Annotated in this window: 13 protein-coding genes; all 13 read left to right on the top strand. The window is 37.2% G+C overall.

The features are described from left to right. Window positions 1-718 precede the first annotated feature (718 nt). Window positions 719-1,627, top strand: coding sequence for a hypothetical protein (locus KKC91_05280; GenBank protein ID MBU0477960.1), 909 nt, complete (start codon window positions 719-721; stop codon window positions 1,625-1,627). A gap of 154 nt (window positions 1,628-1,781) precedes the next feature. Next, complete coding sequence (locus tag KKC91_05275; GenBank protein ID MBU0477959.1) at window positions 1,782-2,837, top strand: Fic family protein; 1,056 nt, start codon at window positions 1,782-1,784, stop codon at window positions 2,835-2,837. Between the two features lie 224 nt (window positions 2,838-3,061). Next, window positions 3,062-3,355: a hypothetical protein gene (locus KKC91_05270; GenBank protein ID MBU0477958.1), complete on the top strand. Its 294-nt coding sequence runs from the start codon at window positions 3,062-3,064 to the stop codon at window positions 3,353-3,355. A gap of 129 nt (window positions 3,356-3,484) precedes the next feature. Then, complete coding sequence (locus KKC91_05265; GenBank protein ID MBU0477957.1) at window positions 3,485-5,296, top strand: site-specific DNA-methyltransferase; 1,812 nt, start codon at window positions 3,485-3,487, stop codon at window positions 5,294-5,296. Window positions 5,297-5,312: 16 nt separating this feature from the next. Then, the gene (locus KKC91_05260) at window positions 5,313-6,113 is read left to right on the top strand and encodes a hypothetical protein (GenBank protein ID MBU0477956.1); all 801 of its coding nucleotides are present in this window, start codon (window positions 5,313-5,315) and stop codon (window positions 6,111-6,113) included. 1 nt (window position 6,114) lies between these two features. Further along, window positions 6,115-8,472, top strand: coding sequence for a DEAD/DEAH box helicase family protein (locus tag KKC91_05255; GenBank protein MBU0477955.1), 2,358 nt, complete (start codon window positions 6,115-6,117; stop codon window positions 8,470-8,472). An 81-nt stretch (window positions 8,473-8,553) separates the two neighbouring features. Next, the gene (locus tag KKC91_05250) at window positions 8,554-8,721 is read left to right on the top strand and encodes a helix-turn-helix transcriptional regulator (protein MBU0477954.1); all 168 of its coding nucleotides are present in this window, start codon (window positions 8,554-8,556) and stop codon (window positions 8,719-8,721) included. A 9-nt stretch (window positions 8,722-8,730) separates the two neighbouring features. After that, complete coding sequence (locus KKC91_05245; GenBank protein ID MBU0477953.1) at window positions 8,731-9,519, top strand: 3'-5' exonuclease; 789 nt, start codon at window positions 8,731-8,733, stop codon at window positions 9,517-9,519. A gap of 8 nt (window positions 9,520-9,527) precedes the next feature. Next, window positions 9,528-11,042 (top strand): TM0106 family RecB-like putative nuclease, encoded by a 1,515-nt coding sequence (locus tag KKC91_05240; protein MBU0477952.1) that lies wholly within the window; start codon window positions 9,528-9,530, stop codon window positions 11,040-11,042. Between the two features lie 10 nt (window positions 11,043-11,052). Continuing rightward, the gene (locus KKC91_05235) at window positions 11,053-11,232 is read left to right on the top strand and encodes a helix-turn-helix transcriptional regulator (protein MBU0477951.1); all 180 of its coding nucleotides are present in this window, start codon (window positions 11,053-11,055) and stop codon (window positions 11,230-11,232) included. Window positions 11,233-11,252: 20 nt separating this feature from the next. Then, window positions 11,253-12,443 (top strand): PD-(D/E)XK nuclease family protein, encoded by a 1,191-nt coding sequence (locus KKC91_05230; protein MBU0477950.1) that lies wholly within the window; start codon window positions 11,253-11,255, stop codon window positions 12,441-12,443. Between the two features lie 12 nt (window positions 12,444-12,455). Further along, window positions 12,456-12,635 carry a hypothetical protein gene (locus KKC91_05225; GenBank protein ID MBU0477949.1) on the top strand — a complete coding sequence of 60 codons (180 nt, stop codon included), beginning with the start codon at window positions 12,456-12,458 and terminating at the stop codon, window positions 12,633-12,635. Further along, a partial coding sequence (locus tag KKC91_05220; protein ID MBU0477948.1) for a hypothetical protein occupies window positions 12,625-13,534 on the top strand: 910 nt, incomplete at its 3' end. The genes KKC91_05225 and KKC91_05220, both read left to right, overlap by 11 nt.

Here is a 13,534-nt window from a genome sequence, read left to right as displayed (position 1 = left end):
TTCTATATTACTAATATTACACTTTTCATTTTTTGTTTTCTTGAAAGAACTTACGCGCGTCCCGGTCTTCTCAATATCATGGTTCCGTAATGTAGATATCAGGGCTGAGTACCCTATATATCAGGGGTTCGTCTTCTGAATATCAGTATAGGGTATTCTAGATATCATGGTACATTGATCAAAGAACATTGTACGTCATATGATAAGGATAATAACGACATATTATGACATAAATTGAGTCTTATTTTTTGAATAATTAGTCAAAAAGCGTCAATCATTATTTAATGACGTCTTAAATAGGCAAAAATACGGCTATAGTATGACGCATAGTGTCAAAATATGCGGTTATGTCGTGACATTCTATGCCGTATATGACATAGCACGTCAATTGCTTTATTTATGGCACGACATTTAAAGACGTACAATGCAGATATACGTCATTACTAAAATTGGGCAATTTTTATAAAATTAGAAGATGTTGAAAATGAATGGCTAACAGATTTCAAAAAATAGACACATCGTGACATAGAAAAGTCATCATGTAATACTTAATCAAAAAGGGCAAAATGCCGATACATATATTGACGGCATAGAATGGCAGTAAATGACCAAAGACAAAGGTTGACATTATCTCCATGATATGTAAAATACTAGTAGTTGTATAAACAAAATTTATTATGATAAATATATCCAATATTTTAAATAGGAGCTCAAAATTATGAAAAACATTACAGACGAATTGGGCCGCGAATTCATTGAAACAAAAGCTTGCGCCGATGTTGTTAAAAAATCACTTAGGCAGTTATACCGTGACATAAGAAATATGAGCATTGTGACGATCAAGCGGGGTATGAAGTCATATGTACTCATAGAAGACGTCGCAAAAAAGTATCATATGTCAAAGGATGTCTTTGATGTCGTAGCAAGCGAGTTTAATGACAAAACTATTAACATTACCGGGCAGGAGGAAGAGGCAGACATCAGTGAAGTAGCGGCAGAGGAAGGCACAGAACGGCAAAATATGGGGGATATCAAAGAGGATGACATACCCGGAATGGATCTTGTTACACGTGATTTAATTAAAACCACCAAGGGCTACATGAGCGCACTCGATGGAAAGCTTGAGAAGATTGAGAAAGGGATTCATGACCTTCATTCGGTAGAAAGAGACTGGCAGAACATCGATAGAAAGCTCGATTACCAAAGGCGCCTTATTAAAAAGATAGGACAGGGCAGGGGAACATGGATTTGGCTCGCGGTGAGCATTATTATTCTCCTGGCAGCCGGTGTCGCATTCTATTATGCCTTTATAGCAGTTGATACTTTTATTAAAAACAGGGAATTAAAAGAACAGGCACAAAGTGTCAAAGTAAGTCAGATGCTTCAGGAAAAAGAAGACGTAATTAAAAATTTGGTGTCACAACATGACAATACAACGGCACAATACAGCGCCATCATCAATTCTTATCAGGCATCAGCAGAAGAATATAAAACTCACCTTATGACCTTACAAAAAGAGTATGAAAAAGAGAAAACCGAGAAGGCGCGGCTAGAAGAATTAACTGCCGGGTTACAAGGGGCTGAAACAGCAGGGGAGAGAGGTGCGCCGGATAAGTCTACAGAATAAAAAAATGACATTAGAAAGCAGGCTGATTTGGATAGATTTTCCGTACAAACCCGCAGGATTAGGGCAAATAGATGCCCAATTTATGCGGGTATATTTTTATATTGGGTGGTATAATATTATTCTTAAATATACAAGAAAAAAGTGAAGGTGAAGTATGGCTTTTAATCCCAGATATACGATTACTGAAAAAATATTAAATAATCTCACTACCATTGCTACTGCCCGGGAAGTTATCGAGCAGGCGCACCTTATTCCTAAATGGGAAGCGTCTCTCCGGAGGCAGGCAAAACTTCGTAACACGCACTCATCTACTGCCATCGAAGGGAATAAACTGACTCTCGAACAGGTCGAGGCCCTTGCTGACGGCAAAAATGTTATTGCTACCGATAAAGATAAAAAAGAAGTATTGAATTATCTCGAAGCACTGGACACGTTGCATTCGATTACCGAAAAAGGAAAAATAAAAGTTGCGGACCTCCTCAACGTTCATAGGATGGTCTCAAAAGATGTTCTGCGGGATAATAAACACAGTGGTGCTTTTCGCGACCGGCAGGTGTTTGTTGGGAAGCGTGTTTTTGACGGCACGGGATTTAAAGAAGAAGTGGAATACATGCCTCCTAACACAGAAGATGTACCGGCTCTTGTTAAGGAGTTTATAACGTGGCTAAATGCGCAAAAAACATGGAAAACGAATCCTGTACTTCTAGCAGGAATTACCCACTATGAAATCGCCAGGATCCATCCCTTTATTGACGGTAACGGCCGCACTGCCCGGCTTTTTGCTGCGCTGATACTTTACTTAAGCGGCTTTGATCATCGCAGGCTTTTTGCCCTTGATGATTTCTATGATCGTGACAGACCGGCGTATTATGCAGCGCTTAAGACAGCACAGGAAAACAACAATGATATTACTCTGTGGTTAGAATATTTTACGACTGGGATGGCGTATTCAGTCAATGAAGTCAAAGAAACAGTCTTGAAATTAGGTGCGAAGAAAAAACGTGTTTCAAAGGAACAGATTTCTCTAAGCGAAAAACAAATGAAGATCGTTGAATTTATAAATACCAACGGGAGGGTTACGAATAAAGACTTACAGCTCCTTTTTGACATTTCAGCTCAAGCAGTGCATAAAGAACTCTCCAAACTATTAGAGCTAAAGGTTATTAAGTCTGTTGGGGCAGGGCGCTCACTGCATTATATCCTGGAATAGCAAAAAACACTTCCCCTCATAGTATTGCGAAGATGGTTGATGATTAGGTTGATGATTAGGTTGATGATTATTTGTAGAGGAATATCGGACAATTGCACGATTCACAGAAGCTGATAAGCCAGACAAAAGGGACAGCAGGAATGCGTGCATTTTTTACTGTGACAGTAGTGCGGGGGGTTTTGGATGAATTTGTCCTGGCGAGGACTAATAAATAGAGGTGATATATGCCGATTAAGAAAATTATTGTATCAGCAGACTTACTTAAGAAGTTAGAACAGCCAGACAATCCAGTGATTGTTGTGGGTATTCCTATGGGAACTGCTCCTGCTGCAACTGGTGATTATGTTTTGCATGAGGTTCAGGAGAAGTATCCCGCTGTTATAGTTTCAGCTACTACTGGAAGCACGATTAGCTTTGTAGCTGTACAAGCGGCAGAAGAAGAGCATATGAAGCTAAAGAATGTTAAACTTCATGTTGGACTTTCCCCCAGCTTAGATTTTGAGTGGGAAAATAGATAAAGAAGATTCTGAATACGGGTTCGTAATGGGCTTTAACATTCAACCTAACTCAAGTAAAAGTATTTATATATTTTCATAAATGAAAAATTATGAAGGCAAAATATATATTCATTAAAAAGGTGAATTGTTATGAATGAGTATGAAGCAAAAAATAAAGAGCTCCTTGAAGAGGTTGAGAAGCTAAAGAGAAAGATCCAGAAGATTAAGGAAGCAAAAAAATATGGCCTTGTCTGGGAAGAAGAAAAAGAGCCTGAAAAAGTGGTTTTAGATTGCCAATACAAGCTCCCAATTCTCAAAGAGGTAAAGAACAAGGAGATAATTTCTAATAAAAATAAGCCTGTGAATGTATTAATCGAGGGAGATAATTATCATACTCTCTCAGTCTTAAATTACACACACAAGGGCATGGTTGACCTTATTTACATTGACCCCCCATATAATACTGGGAACAAAGAATTTTTTTATAATGACAAGTATATTGATGGGGAGGACACATATCGCCATAGTAAATGGCTTAATTTCATGAATGCAAGATTGTGTGCCGCGAAACAGTTGCTTAAAAATTCCGGCGTTATTTTTATATCAATCAATGAGGAAGAGCTCTGCCAATTAAAAATGCTCTGCGACAGGATATTTGAACCGAGCAATTATCTGGCTACGTTTACAATTAAAGTCAGGCATGAAGATAGGATTTTAAAGGGAGATAAAGATTTTCATGAGGTGGTTGAGTATCTATTACTATACAGGAGATCTTCAAAGCACAAAACCACAAAAAGGATAAGAGATAATACTTCCAATGAAGAGTATGTATACGAAATAGAGGAGTTGGTGAAAAAGCCCGCATTCATTGAAATGGGCGGAAAGAAGATTCAGGTGCTCAAGCCTAGTGAATATCGCATAATTAAAAAAGAGCCTAATGCCAAGTTGCTCAAAAAGATCAATATTCGAGGTTCCATTAAGGAAGGAAATAGCAGCGGGAGATTTTTCATGGCTCATCTTGAAAAACGAAGAAAAGACATAGGATACCTGTATAAAGTTCCCAATATGGGAAATGATGGAAGAGGATTCCGGTATTTCCTGGCACCTACATCCGAAAAAAAGGCAAATGGCGATTATTTTCAAGGAGTTCCTGTAGACCGGGACGATACAAAAGAAGTTCCATACCCAAATTATTTTGATTTCGAGGGGGATTTTAACAATGTTGGCTATGAAGGAGGCGTGAATTTCAGAAACGGGAAGAAGCCCGGTAATTTTATCTTAAAAGTATTTGAAATGGGCGGATTGATTAATAACAAGAATGCAGTGGTTCTGGATTTCTTTGCTGGCTCTGGCTCTACTGCGGAAGCTTTGTTAAGGCTTAATAATGATGATAAAGGCAACAGAAAGTTCTTGATATGTACGAATAATGAGGTTGATTACAAAACTGACGCAGAGTTAAGGAAAAAGGGCTTTGTTCCTGGAGACAAGAAATATGAAGCGGAAGGCATTGCTCAGAAGATATGCTATCCGCGAATGAAGAATATTCTTAAGGGCTTTAACGGCAATAAGGGGATAGAATTCAATCTCCGTTATTTTAAGACTGCTTTTATTGACATTGACCATATTTCACATATTTCTGATGAACAGAAAATAAAGCTGACTTATCAAGCAGGCGAGATGATTGCTCTCAGGGAGAGTGCTTTCGGAGAGATTGAAAAAAATGACTGGTGGCAGATATTTTCTGATGGCGGCAAGTACACGGCAATATATTTCAAAGAAGACAAGTCAAGGCTTGATGCTCTTGTAAAAAAGCTATCCAAAATAAACCACGAGGTAGCCTTATACATTTTCAGCTGGGGCAAAAATGAGTACAGGAATGAATTTACTGGATATGACAACATCCGAGTTGAGGACATCCCTGAGCCTATAATTGATGTTTACAAAGAGATAAACAGGTCGTGATTTGTAGGGCTAAAAAATGAATTTTAAAAAATACGCGGGAGCAGATAGTTGGGAAGAATGCTTGCAAATCTTCTTATTTTCCGAGCTAGTATTAAAGCACAGAGAATTTAAGTCTGTTCATATAGAAGATTATAAATCATTCGAGCTTAGGGATGCGTATATAGCTACATATAACTCATGGGTTGAAAAAGGCATAACAGATGAAAATATTAAGAAGTGGATTCAGAATAATGAGAAAGAAATTTTAAAGTTCAAAGAGAAGTTTGGTGGAGAATTCAAGAAAAAAGTTGAAATCTGGAGTGACAGAACAAAAACAGACTATTTTAAGAAACAACTTCAAGCATCTTTCGAGTTTGAAGAATTCTTGAAGAAGTTCTTTAAGGATAAATATGGACTTGACCTGGGGCAATACTTAACGCCTGAAGGGCAATATTATAAAGGAGAGAATGAGCTAGGTATTGAGATAAAGCATGACATGATGTACAAGAAAACTGGCAATCTCTATATAGAGTATGCGGAAAAAGCAAAATCGGAAAATACGAAATGGATAAATTCAGGTATAGAGAAGGAAGATAATACCACGTATTTTTTAATCGGAGACTATGAAAAATTCTGGGTTTTTAGGAAAGAGAGGCTATTGGAGATACTTGAAGAGGAAAGGCAATATGTAAAAGAGGGAAAACCTTCCCATCGGTGCATAAGGTTTGTTGCAATAGCGACATCCAAGGGTTTTATATATCCAATTGTTTGTGCAGCAAAAGAGACTTTAAATCTTAATGTTCTAATAGAAGAGATTAAGAAGAAAATTAAGGGATAAAATGAAAAACATACGTTTGAAACCATTTCAAGAGAAAGCAATTGCTGATTTGCGAAAGCAGTTTCTCGAGCTGTGGAAGACAGGGAACAGAAAGCTGCCACTGGTTTTTAAAGCACCAACTGGAAGTGGTAAGACAATAATGGTTGCTCAGTTTCTCAGGGATTTAACAGGCGATCCTCAATTCGATGCAGACAAGGCCTTTCTTTGGTTTAGTTTTAGCGAGGATTCATATACCCAGAGCAAAAACAAGTTTTTCGATTATTATGGAGGAGCCAGTGAGCTGAATTTGCTTGATCTGAATGACTTAAACAGGGGGAAATTGGAGAAAAATAATCTTTTCTTTATCAATTGGCAGAAAATAAAGGACTCAACAAAAGAAGGAAGGAAGCTGAGGAGAGAAGATGAAAATACTCAGGAGGGTTTAGGTCTTTTTGATGGTTTCATCAGGGCAACTCAGAAAGATGGCAGAGAGCCGATTTTGATTATAGATGAGGCTCACAGGGATACGGATACAGAATTGGCAGATGAATTGTTAAGCCTTATAGACCCTAGAATTATACTAAAGATTACCGCCACACCCAAAGGCGAGCCTTCTATATCCGATGTCAACCACAAAAGGGCTGGGTTTGTTGAAGTTGACAGGAAGGATGTGATTGATTCCGGCTTAATTAAAGAAAAAATAGTTACCCAGACAAAAGAAGACTTGGCGAAGATGGCAAAGAAAGGGTTGCATGAGGATGACTTGCTGCTGTCACTGGCGCTTAAGAAGGCGAATGAAATAAAGAAACTTTATCGGGAGATGGAATTAGGCATAAATCCTTTGGTTATCATCCAATTGCCGAATGACGATCAGGCTACAAAAGAAACAACAGGCAAGTCTAAATTGGATATTGTTAAGGAGTTTCTGAAAAAGAAAGGTGTTAAAGACCGCGATATTGCAATTTGGCTTTCTGAAAAGAAGGAAAATCTTGACGAGATTGAGAAAAATGATTCAGAGGTGTCTTTTTTGATATTCAAGCAGGCGGCAGCAACAGGATGGGATTGCCCAAGAGCCTCCACACTGGTAATGTTCAGGGAGATAAAAAATCCGATATTTCACACGCAGACTGTAGGGCGAATTTTAAGGATGCCTGAAGCAAAGCATTATTCAAAGCCCGAATTAAACATAAGCTACCTTTACACAAATTATGCAAGAAATCAAATCCAGCTGCCTGACCACAAGAACGGCAATAAGCCATTTGTTCACGAAAGCAGGAGAAAGGACATCATCAAGCCAATAGAGCTGGAATCTACTTTCATGGGTAGGGCAGATTATAATGACCTTGGCGATACATTTCAGATTATTTTTAAGAGTATTTGTGATGATTTCTTTGGTATTCAAGAAGACGATAAAGCTGAGGTAGTCAAGAATAAGACAAAGGCAAAAAATCTTGATACGGAAGATTACAAGATTGAAAATAAACTTATCGTGGATGCGGAGATTGATGATTATGATAATTTCGTTCAGGAAATCAGAGACAGAGGGGAAGATTTATCAGTGGAAACATCGAGAAACGATCTTGAAAGAATGTACAATCTTTTGTGCTTTAACATAATTTTAAAGCAAGAAGCGGAAAATAAAAAATTTGCGCCTGAAAGGTCATGGGGAAAATTGAAAACGGCACTCAATGTTTGGTTTTCGGAAAGAGTTGGAGGGAAAAGAGAAAATTATTATAAGATTATTGTAAAAGATTTATTAAAAGAAGATAGTGTTCTGAGAAAGATTATATCAGAAGCCTTAGAAAAATACCGCCCCCTTAGACAGGCAGAAGTGCAGAGGAAAGAGTCAAGAACGAAGAGAACAGAAAAGCTTAAAATACCAAGACCTTCTTTATTTTATACTGATGATTACAAAGCGACAACTGATATAGATGGAGTTAAGTTGAGCAAGAATTCAATGGTTCCTTTTTATCTGCAAGAGGCCTACTCTGGGAGGAATAATGAAGTGGAGTTCATTAAATACCTTGAATCGAAAAAAAGTGTCATATGGTGGTATAAGAACGGAAATACTGGAAGCGAGCACTTTTCTCTGCCCTATTATGATAAAGAAGGAAAGAAGGAGCGGCTGTTTTATCCTGATTGGATTGTAAAAATAAAAAATAAAGTATTAGTCCTGGATACGAAGCAGGGAATGACGGCTGATTCCAGAGACACTAAGTATAAGGCAGAAGTCTTGCAAGAATGGTTGGCTGAACAGAAAGGCAAAATGGCCGGAGGAATTATTGTAAAAGCGTCTGGCATTTGGCGTCTCAACAATCAGAAAGGTTATAGCTACTATACCAATTTAAAAGATTGGGTATATTTGGACGAACTCTTTTAGTTAACTCTCCCGTTTCTTATACGCATCAATGGCACCAAATGAAATATATTTATACACGAGTTAATAATTATGAACGAATATATGCAACAACTCAAAGAACTTCGCAAATCGAAGGGAATAACCATTATCGAACTTGCTAAAAAGATGGGTGTGTCGCAAAGCTATATCTTACGATTGGAGCAGGGAAAAGTAGAGCCAACAAGAGAACAGCTTAAACCCATCAAGGCTTTTATTGAAGGGGAATTTTAGGGAGAACCTATGATTATATCAAGGCCATTGGTTTTAGTTGATTTAGAAACTACGGGAACATGGATTGAAAAAGACAAGATTATTGAAATTGGCATGATTAAATGTTTGCCAGATGGGACAATGAATAAATATTTAAAGAGAATTAATCCTGGAATACCTATCCCGCCAGAAATTACGGAACTTACAGGTATTACCAATGAAGATGTTAAAGATGCCCCGCTTTTCAAGGACATAGCGGAAGAAATATTGTTATTTATCGAGGATGCTGACCTTGGTGGGTTTAATGCAAAAAGATTTGATTTGCCTTTGTTGAAAAGAGAACTATATGAATCGGAAATTATTTTTGAATGGGAATCGCGTGTTATATTTGACGCTCAGATTATTTATCATGTTTTCGAGAAAAGAGATCTTACCGCTGCATATGAATTTTACTGCCAAAAAAACATGGCTAATGCTCATTCTGCTTTAGGTGATGTTGAGGCTACTTTAGAAGTTTTAGAAAAACAGGTAGAAAAATATGGTATAGGTAGTGGGCATCTTGATGATTTAAAAGATGTTGATTATCAAAAGAAAGACAATTTTTATGATAATGAACGTAAATTTTGTTGGTGGAACGGGGAATTGTATTTGCTGTTTGGAAAGTATGCAAAGAAGAAATCACTTAAAAAAACTGCAGAAGAGGATCCAAATTACCTTCGATGGATATTAAAGGCTGATTTTAGTAACGATGTCAAATTGTTAGTGAAGAATGCACTCGAAGGTCAGTTCCCTCAAAAAGAATATAAGATTGGGAAGTAATTAAAATAATGATCATAACGGCAACTAAGCTATACAACTATATCCAATGTCCTCATCGTGTTTGGCGAGACATATATGGTCCGCAGGATGAAAAACGTGATGAGGATAATTTGTTTTTGCAGATGCTGTGGGAACGTGGTGTGCTCCACGAAAAGAATATAGTTGATAAGCTTGGTTCCTTTAAAAATGTTACTGAAGGAACACTCGATGAGCGGTTTTGCGCGACAACACAGGCAATGGATGCTGGTGTAGAACTTATTTATCAAGGTGTTATAAAGCATGGGAATTTATTAGGGATTCCCGATCTTTTAAAACGAGTAGATGCCGGGTGCTATATTCCGATTGATATTAAGTCAGGGCGTGGATATGGTGATTTTTCAGATGAAAGCAAAGAAAAATACAAAAAGCATTACGCGGTACAGCTTTGTTTGTATGTTGATATTTTGCAAGGTCTTGGATGTGCGCAAGAAAATAAAGGCATTATCATTGATGGACAAGGAGAATATGTGGATTATGCCCTTGATAATGCAATGGGTGTGCGCACATCTAAAACCCATTGGGAATTATATGAGGAAATAAAACAATATGTTGCAGAACTTATATCCAATCAAAAACAGAATGTTCCTGCGCTTGGTTCTGTTTGCAAACAATGTGTGTGGTATGAAAGCTGTAAGAAATGGTGCTATGCCCAAGATGATATTTCAAAGCTATTCTATTTAGGTCGAAGCCTGCGGGATGCTTTAAATACGGTGTTTAATTTGCAAACCACGAGAGATATTAGTGATGCTTCACTGGAAGACTTAATGGCTATACGAACGCGAGAAAAAGAACGACTTAAAGGAACGAAACTCGGAGAGAAAACTCTTACGAGTATATATAAACGCGCACAAGTGCTTAATGTGAGGAAGTTACCTGTTGCATATGAAAAAATAAGCTTTCCTGAAGTAGAAACAGAGTTATATCTAGATATTGAAGATGATCCCATGCAGGGCATCGTATATCTCCATGGGATATGGGAAAAACAAGGAGATAAGACGCGATTCGTGTCCTTTGTTGCCGCGTCAAATGATACTGCTGGCGAGAAAGAAGCCTTTAGGAAACTTTGGAAATACTTGAAATCTTTTGAAGGAAAAAGTCATGCAATTTATTACTATTCAAACCACGAAAAAAGCACATACAAGGGGTTGAGTGAAGAATATCCTGATGTAGTTACACCTGGAGAGGTTGATGCCTACTTTGAAAAAAAGCATGTTATTGATCTTTACTACGATGTTATCCTTAGCAAAACAGACTGGCCCCTTCCAAGTTACTCCCTTAAGGCCATCGCTACATATATTGGATTTACGTGGCGCGACGAAAATCCATCTGGAGCTACATCGATCCAATGGTATTTTGATTATTGTCAAACACAGAAGAAAACAATTCTTGATCGTATTTTAAAATATAACGAAGACGATTGCGTTGCCTCAATGGTGATTAAAGAGTATCTAACAAAGATGCCTAAAGAAAGCGTACTTATTTAGGAATACCATTATGAACGAATATATCCACCAACTCAAACAGCTTCGCAAATCTAAAAAGCTAACTATAATCGAACTTGCTAAAAAGATGGGCGTATCTCAGAAATATATTGTGCGGTTAGAAGAGGGGAAGATTAAGCCGACTAAGGAGCAGGTTGAGACAATAAAAGCTTTTATTGAAGGGAAGCTTTAATATTTAGAGGTGAAAAGAAGATGGCGGATGAGACGATTGATATTAAAGATATGACACGTAAATTACATCAATTCGTTGTGAATAATGACGAACTCGAATTATTAGAGGCAAAGATGGGGGCATTTAATCCTTTTAATATTTTGAAAATTGAAAAGCATGAAATAAGACATTCAAATATGCTTGGATGGCTGTTAGACCCAAATGCAAATCATAATTTACATGACAAGTTATTAAAGAAAATAATAAGCGAAGTAGTTTCAACAAGCGAAAATATTGATTCGCGATTGTCTGTAGGAAATATTCAATTAAACAGTTTTTCTGATGCTGAAGTTAAGAGGGAGTGGAAAAATATTGACCTATTGATAGCTTCGCAGAGTAATAATCTAGTCATATTTTTTGAAAACAAAATATATTCACAAGAGGCAAATAATCAATTGAAGCGTTATTTAACAATTGTAAGAGAACATTATTCTACTTATTGTATTCTTCCAACGTATTTGACGCTTATGGGGGACGAACCGTCCGAGAGGGAAGATTATTGTGTTTTGAGTTATGAGCGGATATGTCAGATAATAAAATTTTCTATTGACCTATACAAAGATAATCTAAATCCAAAAGTTTTTGATTTGATTATGTATTATTCTAAAATATTGGAGGTTCTAACAATGCAAAACGCTGACATCAGTCGGTTATGTAAAGATATTTATTCAAAGCATAAGGAAGCAGTTGATTTAATTGTAGAATACGGATTAACGTCTGAGTTCGAATCAGCCGCTAATGATTTCAAAATACAGAACGAGGATATCATAGAGACATTCAGAAATAATAGGCGATATTGGTTTGTACCAAAAGAATTCAAGAAATATGATTTAAGAATAGCGGATGAATGGCGTTCTCCGTATTGTATTTCATTTTGGTTCATGAAACGCCAAAACGATAAGCTTGGGCTTATATTGGAAGTAGGACCAGTGAAGAATCCTGAGGAACGGATAAAACTATTGAAGCGCATTAAAGAAGATAATTATTTTAGAGTGCCCGTTCGAGCATTAGATCCCGAGCGAAAATATACACGAATATTTACTAAGTATATAGATTTTGATGAATGGGATAACAAAGATAGAATTGTGGAAGAGATGAATGATCTGTATAAAAATAAAGCCAAGATTGCGAGAAATAATATATTGAAATTGCTTGATAGTTGGAACCGGTAAGAATTTTTTAACATGCCGATAAGTAAAGAATTTATACAGGAAACTATTGATTTTTGGTCGCCACGGTATGGGTATCGAATATCAGAGGAAGATGCGTTGGAAATAATCAGTAATGTGAAAAACTATTTTAAATGGTTGGTTGATGCGGATAGGGAAGAAAGAAAAAGAGAACACACAATAAATGGACGATAAAAAGACGGTTTTTATAATTGGTGCTGGCGCACATGTGCTATATGGATTACCAAGTGGGTATCAGTTACGGCAAATGATTTGCAATGAAAATCTGCTTTCCGAAAAAAACCTTCAGATATTACGAGAAGTTATTATATCCGCTCCCGAGTACAATTCTCCAATACATACTAGAAACGAGATAGACAAGTCTCTGAACAAACAGATAACCCAATTTGTAAATAATTTCCGCTATTCAATGATGCCATATATTGATACATTTCTTGCTGTGCATAAGGACGAAATGTCCCAAAAAATCGGAAAAGCGATAATCGCTTTTATTTTTAGTAACCTTGAGGACAGAAAGAATTTTTATGTTGGCAAAAAAATCAATAATCCATACCTGCCTCGCGAAAACAATAAGGTGGGAGAGCAGGTGGATGACGATTGGTATCATATATTTTTTCGCAAGTTGTCAGCGATTAAAAAAGGGGGAAAACCGCCGGTTATTATTACCTTTAATTATGACCGGTATATGGATTACGCTCTTTTTAATTATTACCGGTATACGACCCCCTCAATGGTAGAAGAAGAAGTTATGCAGCACTATGACCAACATGAATTAAACAAACTTGTGCACCATAAAATGCAGAATGAATCTAAGCTTTACCACGTGTATGGAAAAGTAGGAAAGCTCGAATGGGAAGAGGAGAAGGGGACGAGCGTTGGGTTTGGGGGCGCCAGATCCGGGGACATGTATAAAAATATTTGTGAAAATTTATACATCGTGCAAGACGAACGCCTTAATTTGCAAGTTGTTGACGCTCCTATAAAAAAATTGACTGGTAATTTGACGCCAGAAGAGCGACGTCTTCTGAATCAACAAACGAATATCTTCAATATCCAAAAAGCAATAAGCGAAG

Source organism: bacterium (assembly GCA_018812485.1).
In the GTDB taxonomy this organism is placed as follows: Bacteria; JAHJDO01; JAHJDO01; order JAHJDO01; family JAHJDO01; genus JAHJDO01.
This window is presented reverse-complemented; position numbering and strand designations above follow the sequence as displayed.

What these genes read in the sequence shown, in the direction of transcription:
- KKC91_05235 (MBU0477951.1), top strand. Translation starts at nt 11,053, where the DNA reads ATGAACGAATATATCCACCAACTCAAACAGCTTCGCAAATCTAAAAAG.
- KKC91_05270 (MBU0477958.1), top strand. Translation starts at nt 3,062, where the DNA reads ATGCCGATTAAGAAAATTATTGTATCAGCAGACTTACTTAAGAAGTTA.
- KKC91_05260 (MBU0477956.1), top strand. Translation starts at nt 5,313, where the DNA reads ATGAATTTTAAAAAATACGCGGGAGCAGATAGTTGGGAAGAATGCTTG.
- KKC91_05265 (MBU0477957.1), top strand. Translation starts at nt 3,485, where the DNA reads ATGAATGAGTATGAAGCAAAAAATAAAGAGCTCCTTGAAGAGGTTGAG.
- KKC91_05245 (MBU0477953.1), top strand. Translation starts at nt 8,731, where the DNA reads ATGATTATATCAAGGCCATTGGTTTTAGTTGATTTAGAAACTACGGGA.
- KKC91_05255 (MBU0477955.1), top strand. Translation starts at nt 6,115, where the DNA reads ATGAAAAACATACGTTTGAAACCATTTCAAGAGAAAGCAATTGCTGAT.
- KKC91_05250 (MBU0477954.1), top strand. Translation starts at nt 8,554, where the DNA reads ATGCAACAACTCAAAGAACTTCGCAAATCGAAGGGAATAACCATTATC.
- KKC91_05225 (MBU0477949.1), top strand. Translation starts at nt 12,456, where the DNA reads ATGCCGATAAGTAAAGAATTTATACAGGAAACTATTGATTTTTGGTCG.
- KKC91_05230 (MBU0477950.1), top strand. Translation starts at nt 11,253, where the DNA reads ATGGCGGATGAGACGATTGATATTAAAGATATGACACGTAAATTACAT.
- KKC91_05275 (MBU0477959.1), top strand. Translation starts at nt 1,782, where the DNA reads ATGGCTTTTAATCCCAGATATACGATTACTGAAAAAATATTAAATAAT.
- KKC91_05240 (MBU0477952.1), top strand. Translation starts at nt 9,528, where the DNA reads ATGATCATAACGGCAACTAAGCTATACAACTATATCCAATGTCCTCAT.
- KKC91_05280 (MBU0477960.1), top strand. Translation starts at nt 719, where the DNA reads ATGAAAAACATTACAGACGAATTGGGCCGCGAATTCATTGAAACAAAA.